This window comes from Klebsiella sp. JB_Kp031 (assembly GCF_040064295.1).
GTDB lineage: Bacteria > Pseudomonadota > Gammaproteobacteria > Enterobacterales > Enterobacteriaceae > Klebsiella > Klebsiella quasipneumoniae.
Map to the genome: position 1 here is coordinate 54,810 of NZ_JBEAJW010000029.1, position 18,407 is coordinate 73,216.

The 18,407-nt window shown below is 62.8% G+C and carries 16 protein-coding genes; 6 read left to right on the forward strand and 10 right to left on the reverse strand.

Annotation, left to right across the window (positions count from 1 at the left end):
- Nucleotides 1-188: 188 nt before the first annotated feature.
- Complete coding sequence (locus ABLV64_RS13530; protein WP_064795148.1) at nucleotides 189-1,436, forward strand: MFS transporter; 1,248 nt, start codon at nucleotides 189-191, stop codon at nucleotides 1,434-1,436.
- A gap of 11 nt (nucleotides 1,437-1,447) precedes the next feature.
- Here the strand turns inward: ABLV64_RS13530 and ABLV64_RS13535 are convergent, their stop codons facing one another.
- Nucleotides 1,448-2,092, reverse strand: a complete 645-nt coding sequence (locus ABLV64_RS13535; protein ID WP_048325409.1) for a TetR/AcrR family transcriptional regulator — start codon at nucleotides 2,090-2,092, stop codon at nucleotides 1,448-1,450.
- Nucleotides 2,093-2,294: 202 nt separating this feature from the next.
- Here ABLV64_RS13535 and ABLV64_RS13540 point away from each other — a divergent pair, with 202 nt between their 5' ends.
- From ABLV64_RS13540 to ABLV64_RS13550, 3 genes are read left to right on the forward strand one after another with little or no spacing between them, the layout of a single operon-like run.
- Nucleotides 2,295-3,389 carry an LLM class flavin-dependent oxidoreductase gene (locus ABLV64_RS13540; RefSeq protein ID WP_135722328.1) on the forward strand — a complete coding sequence of 365 codons (1,095 nt, stop codon included), beginning with the start codon at nucleotides 2,295-2,297 and terminating at the stop codon, nucleotides 3,387-3,389.
- 20 nt (nucleotides 3,390-3,409) lie between these two features.
- Nucleotides 3,410-4,033 carry an NADPH-dependent FMN reductase gene (locus ABLV64_RS13545; protein WP_109882703.1) on the forward strand — a complete coding sequence of 208 codons (624 nt, stop codon included), beginning with the start codon at nucleotides 3,410-3,412 and terminating at the stop codon, nucleotides 4,031-4,033.
- Nucleotides 4,008-6,452 carry a glycoside hydrolase family 3 C-terminal domain-containing protein gene (locus ABLV64_RS13550; protein WP_348843347.1) on the forward strand — a complete coding sequence of 815 codons (2,445 nt, stop codon included), beginning with the start codon at nucleotides 4,008-4,010 and terminating at the stop codon, nucleotides 6,450-6,452. The genes ABLV64_RS13545 and ABLV64_RS13550 overlap by 26 nt, the downstream gene beginning before the upstream one ends.
- A gap of 136 nt (nucleotides 6,453-6,588) precedes the next feature.
- Here the strand turns inward: ABLV64_RS13550 and ABLV64_RS13555 are convergent, their stop codons facing one another.
- From ABLV64_RS13555 to ABLV64_RS13590, 8 genes are all read right to left on the reverse strand, one after another.
- Nucleotides 6,589-7,899, reverse strand: coding sequence for a carbohydrate porin (locus ABLV64_RS13555; RefSeq protein ID WP_043521376.1), 1,311 nt, complete (start codon nucleotides 7,897-7,899; stop codon nucleotides 6,589-6,591).
- A 197-nt stretch (nucleotides 7,900-8,096) separates the two neighbouring features.
- On the reverse strand, nucleotides 8,097-9,299 hold the full coding sequence (locus tag ABLV64_RS13560) for an MFS transporter (RefSeq protein WP_348843348.1): 1,203 nt from the start codon (nucleotides 9,297-9,299) through the stop codon (nucleotides 8,097-8,099).
- 228 nt (nucleotides 9,300-9,527) lie between these two features.
- Entirely contained in the window at nucleotides 9,528-10,319 is a 792-nt protein-coding gene (locus tag ABLV64_RS13565) for a cyclase family protein (RefSeq protein ID WP_057213233.1), read from the reverse strand.
- A gap of 3 nt (nucleotides 10,320-10,322) precedes the next feature.
- Nucleotides 10,323-11,306 carry a fumarylacetoacetate hydrolase family protein gene (locus ABLV64_RS13570; protein WP_060656647.1) on the reverse strand — a complete coding sequence of 328 codons (984 nt, stop codon included), beginning with the start codon at nucleotides 11,304-11,306 and terminating at the stop codon, nucleotides 10,323-10,325.
- Nucleotides 11,284-11,643, reverse strand: a complete 360-nt coding sequence (locus tag ABLV64_RS13575) for a Rieske 2Fe-2S domain-containing protein (protein ID WP_057213229.1) — start codon at nucleotides 11,641-11,643, stop codon at nucleotides 11,284-11,286. Before ABLV64_RS13575 ends, ABLV64_RS13570 begins: the two co-directional genes overlap by 23 nt.
- Nucleotides 11,643-12,563: a VOC family protein gene (locus tag ABLV64_RS13580; RefSeq protein ID WP_043521370.1), complete on the reverse strand. Its 921-nt coding sequence runs from the start codon at nucleotides 12,561-12,563 to the stop codon at nucleotides 11,643-11,645. The genes ABLV64_RS13575 and ABLV64_RS13580 overlap by 1 nt, the downstream gene beginning before the upstream one ends.
- Nucleotides 12,564-12,585: 22 nt before the next feature.
- On the reverse strand, nucleotides 12,586-13,743 hold the full coding sequence (locus ABLV64_RS13585) for a prolyl oligopeptidase family serine peptidase (RefSeq protein ID WP_048295393.1): 1,158 nt from the start codon (nucleotides 13,741-13,743) through the stop codon (nucleotides 12,586-12,588).
- A gap of 120 nt (nucleotides 13,744-13,863) precedes the next feature.
- Nucleotides 13,864-14,763: a LysR family transcriptional regulator gene (locus ABLV64_RS13590; RefSeq protein ID WP_048325423.1), complete on the reverse strand. Its 900-nt coding sequence runs from the start codon at nucleotides 14,761-14,763 to the stop codon at nucleotides 13,864-13,866.
- Nucleotides 14,764-14,948: 185 nt separating this feature from the next.
- Between ABLV64_RS13590 and ABLV64_RS13595 the strand changes: the two genes are divergently transcribed.
- Nucleotides 14,949-16,070: an FAD-dependent oxidoreductase gene (locus tag ABLV64_RS13595; RefSeq protein WP_217324733.1), complete on the forward strand. Its 1,122-nt coding sequence runs from the start codon at nucleotides 14,949-14,951 to the stop codon at nucleotides 16,068-16,070.
- Between the two features lie 355 nt (nucleotides 16,071-16,425).
- Here the strand turns inward: ABLV64_RS13595 and ABLV64_RS13600 are convergent, their stop codons facing one another.
- Nucleotides 16,426-17,337, reverse strand: a complete 912-nt coding sequence (locus ABLV64_RS13600; protein WP_004205760.1) for a LysR family transcriptional regulator — start codon at nucleotides 17,335-17,337, stop codon at nucleotides 16,426-16,428.
- 115 nt (nucleotides 17,338-17,452) lie between these two features.
- Here ABLV64_RS13600 and speB point away from each other — a divergent pair, with 115 nt between their 5' ends.
- Nucleotides 17,453-18,403: an agmatinase gene (speB, locus tag ABLV64_RS13605; RefSeq protein ID WP_004205758.1), complete on the forward strand. Its 951-nt coding sequence runs from the start codon at nucleotides 17,453-17,455 to the stop codon at nucleotides 18,401-18,403.
- Nucleotides 18,404-18,407 lie beyond the last annotated feature (4 nt).

An 18,407-nucleotide genomic window follows, 5' to 3' on the forward strand; every position in this document is an offset into this window, starting at 1 on the left:
CACATAAAACCAATGGTATTTTTGTTTGTGATGGATCACATACGTAATCACAATTTTTCCCCGCGCCGTTCCTGCTCCTACTCTTAAATCCGCGGCTATTCCCGCCGCCACCTGTATCCCTGACCTGCATACTAAAAAACCGCGCCGCCGCCAACGACAGGCGACCCGCGCGATAAAAGGAGAACGTCGTGAGCCATAGCCTGAATCCGCCCCACGCGCCACAAGCCGGCGCGATCCAGGGCATCATCATCGCCCTGACCGCCTTTCTGCCCATCCTGGCGATCGTTTCCCTGGCGCCGGCGGTCCCGACGCTGATCCAGCACTTTGCCGGGGTGCCTTATGTCGAAACCCTGGTGCCGCTGATGCTGACCGCGCCCGGACTGGTGATCGCCATCGCCGGGCCGTGCACCGGCTGGCTGGCGGATAAATTTGGCCGCCGTAAACTGCTGCTCAGCGCCACGCTGTTGTATGGCATCTGCGGCACTATGCCGCTGTACATCACCTCCCTGACCGGCATCTTTTGCAGCCGCCTCGGCGTCGGGCTGGCGGAGGCGGTGGTGTTGACCATCGCTAACACCATGCTGATCGATTACTTTGACGACAAACAGCGCCGCTTCTGGCTGACGGTGCAGGGAGTGATTGGCCCGGCGCTGGCGGTGCTGGTGCTGGCCAGCTCCGGCTATCTGACCGCCCTGCGCTGGAACGGCGCCTTTATGATCTACTTTGTCGCCATCCTGCTGTTCCTGGCGATGTACTTCTGGATGTTCGAACCGGCTCAGGCGGCCCGTCCGCAGCACGCCGCCCAGGCGGCGCAGCATAATCCGTTTCCGTGGCCGCGAGTGATCGCCCTCAGCGTGCTGACCTTTGTCTGCGCCATCATTTATTACGTGTACACCATCAATGGCGCCAACGCCTTTCATACCCTGCAAAACGCCAGTCCGCAGCGTATTGGCCTGATTATGTCGCTGGTCAGCCTCGCCGTGCCGGTCGGTTCGCTGCTGTTCGGTCTGGTCTCCCGCCGCTATACGCCGGAGCGCGTGCTCGCCATCATGCTCTGCCTGATGGGGATCGGGATGCTGGGGGTGGGTGAATCACGGACGGCGATCGCCATGGGGATCGGCTCCGCCATCCAGCAGCTGGGAGCCGGCATGGCGATTAACGCAATGATTTACTGGGTAGGGTCGCTGATTCCGCCCGCCTACTGCGGCCGGGCGATGGGCGCCTGGTCCGGGGCCTTCTTCGCGGGCATGTTTGTCAGCCCGATCATCGTTGGCGCGATCCGCCTGCGGGCCGGGAACGATGTGCTGAGCGCCTTCCTGACGCTCGGCATCGCGGCGCTGGTGCTGGCCGCCGCGATATTTCTTTATACTTTCTCCCGCCATAGCCAGCGCCTGCGTCAGCACAAGCAGGCCAGCGCCTGGCAGTTAGCGAAGTAAAATCCCGCGGCTTAGCCGGCCTCGACGGGGGTAATCAGATAGCTCAGACACATCATGCCCAGATGGCGTTTGAGCTGTTCCCAGTCGCCCTCACCGGCGGCTTCCGCCGCCGATCCCAGGCCGAGGAAGCGCGCCAGCGCGGCATACGAAACCGTAAAGCAGAAGCGGGCGGCCTGCTCTGGCTCCGGGTGGCGGATCTCCGCCGCGGCATCGAGCAGCTGGTCGATAAAGGTCTGCTCGTTTTTCTGGTAAGCGGCTTTCCCAATTCCCGCCACGCGCTCATCATCCGCCCGCGCCATAAACGGCCGCAGGATCCCGGCATGGCGACGCAGATACTCCGCCTGGACATCCATCAGCGCCGGAAGCCGCTGGCGCAGCGGCAGATTGCGCGCGTGCAGCTGCTGGATCAGCTGCTGCCATTCGGCGTCCAGCTCCTGCATCACCTCCATCATGACGGCGATAAACAGATCTTCTTTGCCGCCGAAGCGGGCATAGATCGAGCCGACAGAAACGCCCGAGCGTTTACTGATTTCAGCAATGGTCAGCAGCTCAAAGGTGCCTTCATGCAGGATTTCACGGCTGGCGGCCATCAGCCGCTCCAGCGCCACCCGGCTCCGGTCCTGTTTCGGCTGGCGCATCGCGGGAAGATCGGTCATCGCAGTTCTCACCTCTTTATCCATAGAAAACCCCCGCAGTGTATTGCAGTTAGCGACCGCGCTGCAAATTGCCCACCCGACTCCCCCGTCGGCGATGTGACAAAAGTGTGATGGCGGTCATTTTCATTCTTTGATAAACAACTAGAATCATAATTCTAGTTCTATTTAATAATAACAACCACCACACAACCCAGGAGTTGCTATGCGTTTCTCTGTTTTCCTCGTCGGCCGTTCCACCGCCCCCGAGCAGGATCGTTTTGTCATGCAGTCGCTGATCGAACATGCGCGCCAGGCTGAAGATCGCGGCTTCGATGCGGTCTTTATGCCAGACCATCACTTCACCGGCTATGCGCCGATGTCCAGCGATCCGTTTGTCTTCGCCGCCTACCTGGCCGGCCAGCTGAAAAAGATCCATTTCGGCATGTCGGTGACTACCGTCCCGCTGCACCACCCGGTGCGCTTCGCCGAGCGCGTTAACCTGCTGGATCAACTCACCGAAGGCCGCCTGCTGGTGGGCATCGGCAGCGGCACCACGCCGGAAGAGATGATCGGCTTTGGCGTGAACTACAAGGACGCCTCCAGCCTGCTGCAGGAGAACCTCGATCTGGTCCAGCGGCTGTGGGAGAAAAATATTGAAGACGATCCGATCATCTTCGAAACCGGCCACTATAAGGGCGCGGTGGTCCAGCGCATCGTTCCTGCCCCCTGGCAAAAACCCTTCAACCGCATTATGCCGGTGGCGCTGCGTGAAACCAGCATGCAGCGCGCCGCCGACAACGGCTGGCCGGCCTTTATTCCCGCGTTTACGCCGCCGATCCCGGCCAGCAACGATCCGTTTGGCCAGCTGACCCACTATTTCACCCGCTACCGCGATGCCCTGCTCAACGCCGGCCATAGCGACGAGGTGGTGAACCATTGCCTCTCGTGGACCACCCACACCTGGCAGTGCGTCCATATCGCCCCCACCGACGAGCAGGCCCGCGAGGAGATGCTGCAGATCATGGGCTGGTACCAGCAGGCCATCGACCGGGAATATGAGTACAACAAGCGAGCGGAAGAGTTTAGCGGCGTTACGCTGCACCGCCATCCGGACTGTTTCAGCGAAGAGTGGATCAAAACCTGGTGCCTGTACGGCAGCCCGGAGACCGTCGCCGAGGAACTGGAACGCCATCAGCGGCTGGGCATCGGCAACATGCTGCTCGGCTTCACCAACGGCCCGCTGACCGAGGAGCGCCTGCGCCTGAGCCAGCAGTCGATCACGTTGTTCGCGGACCAGATCCTGCCGCGCTTTCGCTAATCCAACCGGGAGATCCTGCTATGAATAAGCCTGCTTTCTCACGCCCGCCGCTGCTGATCGGCATCGGCGGCACCACCCGCCCGGGCTCCAGCACCGAGCGCGCCCTCGCCGCCGCGCTGGCCCACGCCCGCACGCTCGGCGCGCAGACCCAGCTTTTCGGCGGCGCTGAACTGGCGGCCCTGCCGCCGTTTAATCCGGAAGTGACCACCCGCACGCCGCAGGAGACGGCATTTGTGGAAGCCGTGCGCCAGGCCGACGGCATTCTGCTGGCCTCGCCGGGCTACCACGGCGGGGTGTCTGGTCTGGTGAAGAACGCCATCGACCTGCTGGAAGATTTGCGCGGCGACAGCCGGGTCTATCTTGATGGCCGGGCGGTGGGCTGCATCGTCACCGCCGCCGGCTGGCAGGGTTGCAACACCACCCTCGGCGCCATGCGCGGGATCGTTCACGCCCTGCGCGGCTGGCCGACTCCGCTGGGGGTGACCCTCAACACCGCCGGCGTGTCGCTGTTCGACAGCGAGGGCCGCTGCACCGACGACGCGGTCCAGCGCGCGCTGGCCACCGTAGCCGAACAAGCGCTGGCCTTCGCCCCCGCCGCCCCCTTACGGAGACATGCCGATGCCTGCGCTCAGTCTGTCGCTTAGCGTTGCCGAAAAAGCGCGGCTCACCGCCGGGATGGGGATGTGGTCCACCCACCCTATCCCCCACTCCACGCTGGGTTCAGTCACCCTGTCCGACGGCCCGATGGGGATCACCGGCGGCCGGGTTGACGAGCGGGATATTGCCCTGCTCAGCCCCTGCGGGCTGGCGCTTGGCGCCAGCTGGGACCGCCAACTGGTCAGCCGGGTTGGCGGCGTCATCGGCGAGGAGGCGCTGCGCACCGGAACACAGGCGCTGCTGGCGCCTAACCTGAACCTGTTGCGCAGCCCCCTTGCCGGCCGCGCGTTTGAGCTTTTCGGCGAAGACCCGCGGCATATCGCCGAGCTCGGCGCGGCGTGGATCGACGGCGTCCAGCGTCAGGGGGTGGGCTGCATCGTCAAGCATATGGTCTGCAATGATTCGGAAACCGATCGGCGGACCATGAACGTGGTCGTCGATGAAGCCACCCTGCGCGAAGTCTATTTCTGGCCGTTCGAAGTGGCGGCCAGCCGCGGCGTCTGGGGCATGCTGACCGCCTATAACCGGGTGAACGGGATCTATTGCGCCGAGCAGCATCAGGCCATCAGCCAGTGGCTGAAGCGCGATCTCGGCTGGGACGGGCTGGTGATGTCCGACTGGTTCGGCACCCAGAACGGCCCGGCCAGCTTCCGCGCCGGGCTGGATCTGGAGATGCCGGGCCCGGCCCGCCATATGGGCGAGCGACTGCTGCCCGCGCTGATGGATACCGACAGCGACGCCCGGCGGCTGGACGATGCCGCCGTCCGGCTGGCGCGGCTGGCCGAACGGGTCAGCCATCCCCTGCCCTGGGATGGCTCTGCCGCCGCCGAGGCGCAGCGGCGTCACACCCTCGAAGAGGCGGCGGCGGCGGGGTTTGTCCTGCTGCACAATCGCCAGCGGCTGCTGCCCCTCGCCGCGCAGGCGGGACAGCGGCTGGCGGTGATTGGCCCCAACGCCACAACGCCCTGCTTCCAGGGCGGGACCTTTGCCAGAGTGGCGCTGATGCCGGGGCTGATCTCTCCTCTGGAGGCCATTCGCCAGCGCTTTTCCGCCGCTGGGGTCGAAATAAGCTATGCCCAGGGGGTGGAGAGCGATTACCGCATCCCACCTCTGCATCATTTGCCGCTGCGCACCGCCGCCGGCGAGCGCGGCCTGGACGTTGCCTACGCCACCGCTGACGGGGGCGTGGTTCATCAGGAGGTGCGCGACGCCTCCTCGCTGATCTGGTTCCGCGATATGCCGGGCGTCGGCGACATGCTGCGCCTGACCGAACGCACCACCGTGACGGTAAGCTGCCAGTTCACCGCGCCGGTGAGCGGCCGCTACGGCTTCTGGATCGGCGGCACCGGGGAGATCGCCCTCCAGCTGAACGGCGAGCGCGTGGCGACCTTCAACGGCGAGGCGCTGGAGGGGGATATCATGGGCAAGCTGATGCAAGCCCCGCATACCCGTCTTGAATTTCCGCTGCAGGCGGGGGAAAACCTGACCTTCCGGGCCGAGATGGCGCTGGGCAGCAGTATCGCCCACGGCATCTGGTTCGGCTGCCAGCCCCCGCAAACCATCGACCTGCTGCAGCAGGCGGTCGACCATGCCCGGGCGGCCGACAGCGTGGTGCTGGTGATAGGCGAAACGGCCGATGCCGGTCTGGAGAGCATCGACCGGGACGCTACCGCGCTGCCGGCGCATCAGGTTGCCCTGATCCGCGCCGTCTGCGCGGCGAACCCACGGACGGTGGTGGTACTGAATGTCGCCCATCCGGTGGATACCGGGTGTCTGGCTGACGCGGCGGCGGTGATGGTCGTCTGGTATCCTGGCCAGGAGTTTGGCCCGGCGCTGGCCTCGGTGCTGGCCGGGGATCGTGAGCCTGGCGGTCGCCTGCCGGTCACCTTCGCCCAGCGCCTGGACGACTATCCGGTACGCAGTCTGACGCCGGACGCCGCGGGGGATCTCTGGTATCACGAGCGCCAGCAGGTAGGCTATCGCTGGTTTAACGCCCGCGAACGCCCCGCCGCCTGGGCCTTCGGCCACGGTCTGGGGTATGCTGATATCACCCTGAGCGCCGCTGCGCTGACAGGCGACAAGGTGGACGCTCTGCAGCTGAGCTGCCGGTTGGAAAACCGCGCCGCCCGCGCCGGGAAAGCAGTGGTCCAGCTCTACATGCGGGGGCCGGAGACGGCCTGGTCGGCGCTGGCGGAGTTTGCGGCGGTCAACGTCCCGGCGCACGACGAGGCCGCCCTGACCCTTGTCCTGCCGCGTCACGCGCTGCAGCGCTGGCAGGTGCCTGCCCAGGAATGGCACCTGGCCAGCGGCCCCTGGCAGCTGGCGGTGGGTTTCGCCAGCGACGATATCCGGGCAACCTTTGACTTCGTGCTAACTCCCGACGGGAAAATCAGCCACCGGGGCTAAGCCCGGACCGATGGCAAAGAGGGTCGGCAACGTGCCGGCCCTCTTTTTTTGTTCCTGCGCCAGCCGGTTCGCGATAAAAAAACCGCCCGGCGGCAGCGTACCGACGGGCGGGATTAAAATCCTCGGGCGGTCTGTGTCAGAAGTTCCAGTACATCGAGGACTGCCAGAGGACCGCCGACTCATGCTTCGGCACCAGCGTCGGGTTATCCTGCCAGGTGATACCGTTGATCCAGTAAATACCTTTCGTCACGCGCAGGGCGTGCGACAGGGAGATGGCGTTGATGCTCTGCGGCGCCTCCATTCCCGCCTCGCCGACATAATCGCGGAACTTCTTACTGATAAAGGAGCGGGTGTAGCCCAGCGAGGTCATATCCTGCTCTCGGCCGGGAAACAGGCCGATGTCAAAGAAGGTCACCTGGAAGTCGCTGGTGTAAGCATTGCGATCGTCCGGAGCATAGTCCGCTTTCACATCGAGATACAGCCCCAGCGGAAGCCCCTTTTTCGGCTGGGTCAGCTGCATGGTGTTGGCGACGTAGAACGCATAGTTACTGCTGCTGTCGCCGGGCTGGTCAAAATACTGGTAGTGCGAGGTGTTATAGATAGCCCCGGCGCGGAACCACAGCGAGCGCTGCGACTCGCCCGCCGCCTGCTTAAAGCCAAACTCGTTTACCAGGATCGGGTTGGCGCCATCGACGTGCCATTTCAGCCCCGAGGGGTTCTGCTCCACGTCGTCGAGGTGTCCGGCAGGCGACATACTGCGGCTGACGGCAAAGTTGTTATAGAATTTCTTATCGCTGTCGCGGACGATGGCGGTGAAGGTCGGCGTCGGCGCATTGAGGCTGATCCCCACCTGCACCGGTATCACGCTGGTCGGCCCCAGCGCGGCTGAGGAGGAGTTGCCCCCCAGCACCATGCCGTAAAACTGACGAATTAACGGATAAAAACCATACTGCAGCTCCAGCTGGCCGTTTAATAAGGGCTGGTTCACCGCCAGCACCGCAATATTATGCAGTTCCGGATAGCTGTCATGATAATTCGAGGTCGCCCACTGGGGAGAAAAAGTAAATTGCGCGTCTTTGCTAAAACCAATTCGACTTAAATCATAGGTGACGTTCAGCGACATATTTTGTGACCAGGTAAAATTCTGCCCGGCATATTGTTGCGGGTCGGCGGACTGGCCTTTCAGATCGTACATCACCATCGGGTTCCAGCTTAACTGGACACCCCAGCCACGGTCGGCCAGCGCGCTGCGAAAGCCGCCAATATCGCCGATGAGCGATTCGCAGGTCGACGGAGGGCTGACAACCTGCGCTGAGCGGGTATTCAGTTTATCCAGTTGCTCACAGGTCCAGGTATCGGCCAGCGCGGTGCTGGAGAATATCGCCAGCGTCAGCGCCGAAAGTGGAAAAACTATTTTCTTACTTACGTCGGTACAGCAGAGACTCATAATAAACCCTCATTTTTATTTTTTGCAGGTAAGATGCGCCATATCGTGAAAAATAAATTGGTCACAATATGTTTATTAACAGGGATTAATTAGGCTGAAAGTTAACGCTAAATAAGGTGTACGCTTTTTCTAAATAATGGCCTCCCCTTCCCGCCGGAAGACCGGCGGGCGTGTGGTAATGATGTCGTCAGGTGAAATTAACGAGCCAGAGCGCGGCGGCCCCCCATCCGGGCGCTGGCGATACCCGTCGCGCCGGCGATAGCCAGCGTCAGCAGCGCAAACAGCAGCAGGCTGTCCTGCATGCTGCCGGTCATGCCATTCAGCAAGGTCATCAGAACCGGGCTGATGAACATGCCGAGGAAAAAGAAGGTGTGCCAGATGCCGATCCCCGTCGCCCGGTGCGGCGCCGGCAGGGCTTTCATCATCCAGGCCAGCATCAGAGGGATCAGCATTCCGTTACCGACCTGCGCGACGAACGCTGCCGCCACGCCGGCCAGCGGATTGTGGGCCACGGCGATAAACAGCAGCCCGAGGCCAAAAATGGCGTAAAAAAGGAAAAACTGCCTGTCGACGCGCTGCCTGGCGTTGCGGCCATACAGCCAGGCGCCCAGCGGCACGCCGACGCCGGCAACGGCGGTAGCGATGCCAATCTGGCTGCTGGAGGTCAGCCCGAGCTGACTGAACACCTGGCTTATCTGCAGCGGTTCGAGAAAATAGAGGATCGCGCTGGCGAGGGTAATCAGGCCGATCGCCGCCATTTTGCGCCGTGGAAAAGCGACAGCCTCCTCGCCAGCGACACTGTCCACGCGACGGCGCGTCGCTGGCTCTGCGGTGAACAGACACAGGCCGATAAAGACCGGGATCGCCAGAACATACAGGTAGATCGGACCATACCAGCCCAGGGTTCCCAGCAGGCCAGCCCCCAGCACGATCAGCGTCGACAGTATCGACCCTATGCCGCTCTGCACCGCCAGCCATTTGCTACGCGCCTCACCGGTAAAGTAGTCGCCAATCAGCGCATTGGCGGTGGTAAGAATAAAGGCGTCGGCAATACCCATCACCAGCCGCGCCAGCAAAATGGCATACAGATCGTCGAGCATCACCGGCAGCAGGCCAAACCCTGCGTACAGAGCGGTGGCAGCAATCAGCAGGCGGCGACGGCTCAGGCGATCGCCTACCATCCCCGCCAGCGGAGCCAGCAGCGCCATGCTCGCCGCCGGTATGGTGATGATCATCGGCACCAGCAGCTGGGCGTGCGGCTGCGCGGCAAAATGACTGAACAGGAGCGGCATCACCGGCAGCATGGTCAAGGTCCCCATGATCGGCAACAGTGCCGCCAACATCAGTAACATCGCCTGTACGGCCCCCGCCTCGCGCGGGGTTGCTGAAACTTTGTGCATCACCATCTTCCGCTCTCCGTCACTGCTCTTTATTTAGAATATGAATTACAGTTCTATTTTTTATCGGTAAAGAAAGGCGTTTTACGCCCCGGCTTAATGGCTGGAAACGCATCAGCGAACTCAGCACATATACCGTTCTACCCTACCGGATGCAGGTGGCATGGACTGCGATTGCTATCACAATTAATACAATGCATTCACATTAAATTAACATAATCATCGACGCCTTCAGGCGTCGACAATCGCCACCGCGCGAATAAACCCGGCCGAGCCGCGGCGGATCTTGTAGGGAAAACAGCTCACCCAGAAGCCGTGGTCGGGAAGCTGCTCCAGGTTACTCAGCTTCTCCATTTGCCCATAGGCGATCTCCCTGCCGGCTTTATGCCCCTCCCAGATCAGCCCGGCGTCGCCGCTGGCCTGAAAGCGTTCGCGGGTAAAGTGGAAGGGTGCATCCCAGCTCCAGGCGTCGGTGCCAACCACCCGTACCCCCTGCTCCAGCAGCCACAGCGTCGCCGCCCGGCCAATGCCGCAGCCGCGCTGCAGGTAATCCGGCTGGCCGTAGCGGGCGCCGGCCGCGGTATTGATCAACACAATATCCAGCGGCGACAGGCAATAGTCTATTCGCGCCAGCTCGCGCTGCAGATCCTCCGGCTGCAGGATCGCCCCGTCGGCGACATGGCGAAAATCCAACCGGACGCCGGGGCGCAGGCACCACTCCAGCGGCAGCTCATCGATGCCAAACGCCGGTTCGCCGCCGTTGGTGGTCGAGCTGTAGTGCCAGGGGGCATCCATATGGGTGCCATTGTGCGGCGTCACGGTCAGGCGCTCCGAGGCCCAGGCCTCCTCTCCCGGCATCTGCGCTTTTTCCAGCCCCGGGAACATCGCCGCCATTTCCGGCCATCCCTGCTGATGATCCTGATACTCAATGTTCGGCAGCAGCGGCGGCGGATCGGTCCAGGGATTGTTGTCCAGGGTGACGGAGAGGTCGACCAGCCGACGCCCCTGTAAAAGATTGATCATGGTTTACTCCGTTAACATCACAACGTGTTGATCCAGTACGCCAAACAGCGGCCGGCCATCGGGGGCGTGGGCTTCCATCGTCACCCGCTCCCCTGGGGATAAAAACGGCGTGCGCGGCTCGCCGAAGGCCAGCATCTCTATGGCCCGCACCTCGGCGATACAGCTGGCGCCGCGGCTGGCATCCGGCCCGGACACCGTGCCGGAACCCACCACCGTCCCGGCGCGCAGACGGCGGGTCTGCGCCGCATGGGCAATCAGTTCGCCAAAATGGAAATGCATCTCGCTACCCGACTGGCAGCCAAACGGCTTGCCATTGCGGGTCACCTGCAGCGTCAGCGCCGCCCGCCCGTGCTGCCAGGCCTGCCCCAGTTCATCCGGGGTAAGGGCCACCGGTGCAAAGGCCGAGGCGGGTTTGGCGTGAATAAAACCAAACCCGGTCTGCATCTCGCGCGGCGCCAGCGCCCGCAGACTGATATCGTTAAGCAAGACGATCAGTCGGATACAGCTCAGCGCCTGTTGCGGCGAGCAGCCCTGCGGCACCTCGTCGACGACTACCGCGAACTCGCCCTCAAAGTCGAGGCCATCCTCGACCCGGCGGCAGACTATCCCGGCGTGGGGGGCAAGAAAGTCGTCCCCGCTGCCCTGATACATCAGCGGCGTCTGGTCGGCGCCGGCAATCGGCGGCAGGTGAAAGGCCCGCTGCATACGCTCGCCATGGCTCAGGAAGGCCGAACCGTCCAGCCACTGCCACGCCCGGGGCAGCGGCGCCAGCAGGCGCCGGGGATCATAGGGCTGCGCCGCCGGATAGCGGCGCGCATTGAGCGCCTGATAGCGCGCCTGCAGCGCAGGCCACACCCGCGCGGCCTGCTCCAGCGCCTGCTGAAGCGTCGGAGCGATGTCCGCCGCATCGGCCATCAGCGTCAAATCGCCCGAGACCACCACCAGGCAGCCGTCGCGTTCACCGTTATCTCGTGTTGCCAGTTTCATGACCTGCCTCCTCCAGCAGACATAGCCAGCCGTCGGCGTCCACGTCGCCAGCCAGCGGACTCAGACGTTGGCCAGCGCAGGCGCCCTGCACGCAGAGGCCGCTGTCCGGCATAAAAATCGCCCCGTGGGCGAAGCAGACCAGCCGGTCGCCCCGGGCGTTGAGAAAAGCGTCCTGCCGCCAGTTCATCGGGGTATCGAGATGCGGACAGCGGTTGCGCCACAGATAGAGCGTTCCCTGATAGCGGCAGGCAATCACCGTCGCCTGCCCGCTGCCCGTGGGGTCAAATCCCCGCGCCTGGCCCTCAGCCAGGCTGTCGGCACGGCACAGGCGAACCATCAGCGGGCGTTATCCGGACCGGGGGCCCACTTCTCGCGATACCCCAGCAGGAAATATTGCGAGTTATCGGCCCCCGGCAGCGCTTCGCGCGGCTGCCAGTGGTCATCGTGCTGATCCATATCGGCGTCGTATTCGATATGACACCCGAGCGGGCTGTTGAAATACCAGAACCAGTTCGATCCCAGCTGATGGCGCCCCGGTCCCCAGAAGGTCTGATACCCCTTCTGCTGAAAGCGGCTGCCGGCCATCATCAACTCGGTGGGCCCGCCGAGGTGGAAGGTAAAGTGTTCAATGCCGGTCATAAACGGCGGGGCCTGGATCAGAAACAGGGTATGGTGATCCTGGGTGCCGGCGGGTCGCAGGAAGGGGCCGACGTGGGTGAAGCGATCGGTACAGACAAAGCCCAGCCGTTGATAAAAAGCTTCCGCACGCGCGGCGTCCGGCACAAAATAGACCACATGGGAGAGCGAACGCGGCTCCGCCGCCATGTCGGCGCTGGCCCCGGTCTGATTGACCGGCCGCCCGGCGCGATCCCCCGGAGCGTTGATTTTCTCACCTTCCCGCTGCAGCGGCTGGCGCTGGCTGACGCGAAACCCGAGGGCAAAGCCGGCATCATCGACGCAGCGCAGCACGCCGTCGGCGCCAAGTTTCACCTCGCGATCGCGGCGCAGCGTCTCGGCAATAGCCTCAAGCGTGGCGCTATCCGCCACGCCATAGACGGTTTCCCGCAGCTGGCTGCCGCTGGGCAGCGCCGCGGGCAGCGACGGATCGTCACGTCCCCGCAGCAGCACCCCGGTGCCATCCAGCGCGCTAAAGAAACCGTTCTCCTGCTCGCGTAAACCGTAGTCAATAAGAAACTGTCGACAGCCCGCCAGGTCATCGACGCCAAATACCAGATAATCCGGACCAAGAATATTCATCGCGGTTGTTCCTTATGCGTGTTCAGGCCACCCGGCCGCCGAGGGCTTCCGCCACCCAGTCAGCGATGTAGTGCCCGGCGTTAATCGAGTTGTCGAAGCTGGAGTGCTGCACACCGCCCTCGCGGTCAGTAAAAATTTTCAGCTCGCGGCGCGGACTGTTCACCAGCTGGTCGTAGGTGCGCTGCGCCCATTTCACCGGGATCTGCGAGTCCTTTTCACCATGGGTGACGAGGAAAGGCACCCGTATGCGGTCGAGAATGCCGTCGAGATGGACGTTCTCCGCGATGCGCATAAAAGCGTCGATATCCTCACCCCCCCACACCCAGCGCACGTGCTGCCAGTAGTGTGGTACCGGAAAATCCCCTTCGCGTTCGCGGCGGCGCTGCTGCACCTCTCGCCAGTCGTGATTGGCGCCCCATACCACGCCGCAGGCGAAGCGCGGCTCAAACGCCACCGCCCGCGGGCAGTAATAGCCGCCCAGCGAGACCCCTTCCATGCCGATGCGCCCGGCATCCACCTCCGGGTGCTGTTCCAGCCAGTCAACGATGCGGCTGGCCCAGTGCTCGCTGTCATAGCGGGCCTGCATGTCGTGAAGACGTAGCGCTTCGCCGGTTCCCGGCTGGTCGACCACCAGCGAGGAGACGCCGCGCCGCGCCAGCCACTGCGGCAGCCCAACCAGATATTTCATCTCTTTGGTGGAGTCGAGACCGTTGACCTGCACCAGCAGCGGCGCGCGGCCGGTCATCCCTTCGGCGCGGACATAAAGCGCCGACAGGGTTTTGCCCTCGTAGGGGATAGTCACCCGCTGACAGTTAGCATGGGTATGGTGCAGCCCGGCGGCAAAGACATCGAGAAAGCGGCGGTACAGCGCCTCGCGGTCCGGCGCGCCATGCGCCTGCAGGCGCTCGCAGGTCAGGTAATAGTTGGCCGCCCGAAGATACTTCTCGCCTGCCGACAACCGCCGTCCCCGCGCTTCATCTTCGCCCGCCAGCGCGCATAATTTATCGGCCATGCGGGACCAGGTTTCCCGGAATGCGCGGGTGCCTTCGGCGTCGGGATGCTCGGACGCGGCCAATAGCGGCGCGCACATCTCTTCGATCTCACCGATGCGGGCGCCCATCTCGATGGAGAGATCCACCGACAGGTTCCAGACATAGTTTTTAGGGAAATAGCGAAACATAGGGTCATCCTTCAACATTCAGTCGCAATCGCTGTAGCGCAGGCACTGTCACATAAAGCACCTGCGGGCGACCAATCATGTCTCAGGATGTCAGGTATCGACGGGAACAATACCAGTGGGTTAGCGTGCGCTGGCGACGATTTTCGCTTTCAGCCAGCCGAAGATAGGATCGTTATCCAGCGAGCGGTGCCAGCCGATAAATTCGCGCATCACCGGCAGCGTCACCGGGACCGGGAAAAGACGCAGCGGCAGCATCGCCGCGTACTGCTCCGCCAGCCGCCGGTGCAGCGTGGCGATCCGCGAGGTGCCGATCAGCAGCTGCGGAACGCAGTGGTAGCTGTGGGTCACCACCTCGATACGGCGGCTGAGCCCCGACTCGGCAAACAGATTGCCCTCCAGCCCCGGCTGTCGCTCGCGGCCAAAGACCACCGACACGTGCCCCAGCTGTTGCCAGGCATCGAGGGTCAGCGCCTCGCCGGTGTGGGGATTGTCCGCCCAGGCCAGGCAGACAAACTCTTCGTCAAACAGCGCTTCGGCGGGATGGTCGGCGGCCATAAAACGCTCCGGCGCCACGATGATATCCAGCTCGCCGCGGTTGAGCATGCCGGTGGACTGGGCGTCCGGCGAGAAAAACTCAAAGGTCATATTCGGCGCCTGCAGGTGTACCGCCTGCAGCGCATCCTTCAGCATCACGTTGATCACGTAATCCGAGGCCATAATGCGGAAATGGCGCTTGCTGGTTGCCGGCTCATCCACCGGCCGGCGGGCAATGGAGGTCTGAATTTTCATCAGCACGTCGCGGACCGGCTCCCGCAGCTCTTCCGCCAGCGGCGTGGGCCGCATCTTTCTGCCCACCTGGGTGAGCAGATCGTCCTCAAAGTAGGTGCGTAGCCGGTTGAGCACCCCGCTGGTGGCAGACTGGGTCATATGCAACCGGCCCGCGGCGCGGGTGATGTTCTGTTCATCAAGTAACACATCCAGTGCCACCAGTAAGTTCAGATCAAGATGTTGGTAACGCATGGGTCCCCCGGCGAGAAATGGCGTGCTTATCCTGTGGCTTGATTTAACTTTTCTGCAACTTTTTGTTTTCAATTTCCACGGCGATATCGTTTTTTGCGATAGCGATCATTCTTTATCGCGATTAGTCAGCGCGCCGCTGGCCTGGTTAACGTCCTCTACTCTGTACCCTGGAGAAAACAGCTACGATGAACATCAATAACGTATTAATCGTTGGCGGCGGCATCGGCGGTCTGTGCACCGCCATCGCCCTCCGCCAGGCCGGCGTCGCCGTCGATGTCGTAGAGATCCAACCGCAGTGGCGGGTCTACGGCGTCGGTATCATTCAGCAGAACAATGTCGTGCGGGAAATGCAGCGGCTTGGGGTGCTGGAACGCTATCTGGACGCCGCCTGGCCGTTTGACAGCGTCTCAGTGCACACCCTGAGCGGCCACCAGCTGGCCAGCTTTCCCGGCCAGCGGCTGGCGGGTGAACAGTTCCCGGCCAACGTCGGCATCTCCCGCCTGGCCCTGCACAACGTCCTCTGTTCCACCGCCCGGGAGCTGGGGGTCCGACTGACCACCGGCGAGAGTATTGACGCCTTTCGTCAGGTTGACGATGCCGTGGAGGTGAGCTTCAGCCGCGGCGGCCAGGGGCGCTACGATCTGCTGGTAGGCGCCGACGGGATCTACTCCCGGGTGCGCGGCATGCTGTATGGCGAGCGCTATCGTCCCCGCTTTACCGGTCAGGGCGTTTGGCGCTACAACTTTCCGCGTCCGCCGGAGGTGGACCATCTGATGTGCTTTATGGGCGAGAGCTGCAACTGCGGGCTGGTGCCGCTGGGGGAAGATCTGATGTATCTGTTTATCACCTCCCACGAAGCGGATAACCCCCGCTACGCCCGCGATCAGCTGGCGGCGGAGATGCGCCGCCGTCTGCCGCCCGGCGCGGGGTTGCCGGGCAGCCTGCACGCGCATATCGTTAACAACGACGAGGTCGTCTATAAGCCGCTGGAGGAGCTGTTCGTCGACGATCCCTGGTATCAGGGACGTGTCGTACTGGTGGGCGACGCGGTTCACGCTACCACCCCGCACCTCGGTCAGGGGGCGGGCATGGCGATTGAGGATGCCATCGTGCTGCGCGAAGCGCTGCAGCAGACCGACAGCGTCGCAGCCGCGCTGGCGCATTTTGACGCCCGCCGCCGGCCGCGCTGTCAGCAGATCTGGGCCGCCTCGCTGCAGGTGGGCGAGAGCGAGATCCACCGCGATCGCCATTTTGACCGCCAGCAGGCGATCGGCGATATGATGACCCTGACGGCGAAGCCGATATAAGCCCTGCCCGGCGCCCTCCGCCGGCCACGCTGGCGGATTATTCCCCTGTTCATTGGCCGGCACGATCGCCATCGCATCCCCCTTTCACCAGGCGCTGATCTGCCTGCACAAACTCTCCACCATCACGATTGCGGAAAAAACCATTAAAGCGAATCGCTAACGACCGCGCCGCCAGGCGAGCTGTCCACACCTGCGGCGCCTAACCCTGTGGATAACCTGGAGGCAGTTGTCCGGCAGCCGCAGCCCGGGCGGGCTACCGGCTGCCGTTCGTTTTTTGAACAGGGAAACCGCCCCCGCCGGGCAGCGCGCTTAGGGCGAAAACCGCCACCACGGCGGAGGAAAGCGCCCGCCCCGCTTAATAATTCCACTTCGGCCGCGCCACCGTGTTTTTCTTCAGCAGATCGCGGAACGCTTTCAGATAGGGTTCATTACTGCGCCCGCGCTTACAGATGGCCGAGAACGGCGACTGAAAGCCAAACTCGTTGGGCAACAGCACCCGCAGGCGGTTCTCTTTGATCCACGGCCAGGCGTAATGCTCCGGCAGATAGCCAATATATTTCCCCGAGAGGATCAGCAGCAGCTGGGCGTCGACGGTCTCAACGGTGGCGCTGCCTTTGCTGAAGCCCCGACGGCGGAGATCGCTGGTGTTCCAGTAGCTGCGGGTCACCAGCGGGCACTGGCTGATCTGCTCTTTATCGAGCTGGCGGCTGAAGAACATCGGGTGCAGATCGCTGCAGTAGAGCCAGTGCTGCTCGCGGTACAGCGGCTCGCTGATGATGTTATGCACCTGCGAGTTGTAGCTGCCGATGGCCAGGTCGATATGGTTGTTCAGCACCCCGTTCAGTTGCTCCGCCGGGGTGCGAATAATCAGTTTGATATGCACATGGGGAAATTTGTCGCTGAAGCTACGCAGAACCACCGGCAGCGAGAGCGCCGTTTCGGTCTCGATGGAGTCGAGCGTCGAGATGCACAGGGTGCCGCTGTGCTCCCCTTTAAGCAGGGCCGACTGCCGCTCCAGCTCATTGAGTTCGCTCAGCACGCGGATCGCCTGCTGTAAAAACTGCTGACCTTTCTCGGTCAGGGAAAAGCCGCCGCGCCCGCGCTGACAGAGGGTGAAGCCGAGCTGTCCCTCCAGTTGCGACATCGCATTGCTGATGGCGGAGACCGAAATGCCCAGCTCCTGCTGGGCCCGGCTGTAGCTCTCCAGGCGCGCCACCGCCTCGAAAACCTGCAGCTGGCGAATATTGAGGCTGGCGTCATTATGCATCGTATTTAGTTCACCAATAAATGAACTGAGTATTTACGCCAGACGATGTAAAGTCCAGCGCGGGTTGCGCACTATCTCTCCTGTTACGTTTCATCCGTCAGATTCAGGAGCAGACATGGATAACCTCTTTCACCAACCGCAGGGTGGCAATGAGATGCCACGCTTCGCCGGCCGCGCCACGATGATGCGCCTGCCGTTTATCGAAGATTTACAGGGACTTGATGCGGCGTTTGTCGGCATTCCGCTGGATATCGGCACCTCGCAGCGCTCAGGTACGCGCTACGGACCACGCTATATTCGCGCCGAATCGGTGATGATCCGTCCGTACAATATGGCGACCGGCGCCGCGCCGTTCGACTCGCTGTCGGTGGCCGACATCGGCGATGTGCCGATCAATACCTACAGTTTGCTCAAATCGGTGCAAATTATCGAAGATTACTACACCGGTTTGAATAGTTATCCGCTGATCCCCCTCACCCTCGGCGGGGACCATACCATTACCCTGCCGATCCTGCGGGCGCTGACCAAAAAACATGGGCCGGTGGGGCTCATCCATGTCGACGCCCATACCGACACCAATGATGAGATGTTCGGTGAGAAAATCGCCCACGGCACCACCTTCCGCCGCGCCGTTGAGGAGGGACTGCTCGACCTCAAACGGGTGGTGCAGATTGGCCAGCGCGCCCAGGGCTACGCCGCCGGCGACTTCCAGTGGGGCGTTGACCAGGGCTTTCGCCTGGTGCAGGCGGAGCAGTGCTGGCATATCTCGCTGGCGCCGCTGATGGCCGAAGTCCGCCAGCAGATGGGCGACGGGCCGGTGTATCTCAGTTTTGATATCGACAGCCTCGATCCCATCTGGGCTCCGGGAACCGGCACGCCGGAAGTCGGCGGTCTGACCTCCATTCAGGCGCTGGAGATCGTCCGCGGCTGCCGCGGCCTGAACCTGATTGGCGCCGATCTGGTCGAGGTCTCGCCCCCCTACGACGTGAGCGGTAATACCTCCCAGCTGGCGGCCAACCTGCTGTACGAGATGCTCTGCGTCCTGCCCGGCGTGAAGTACGCCTGAGGAA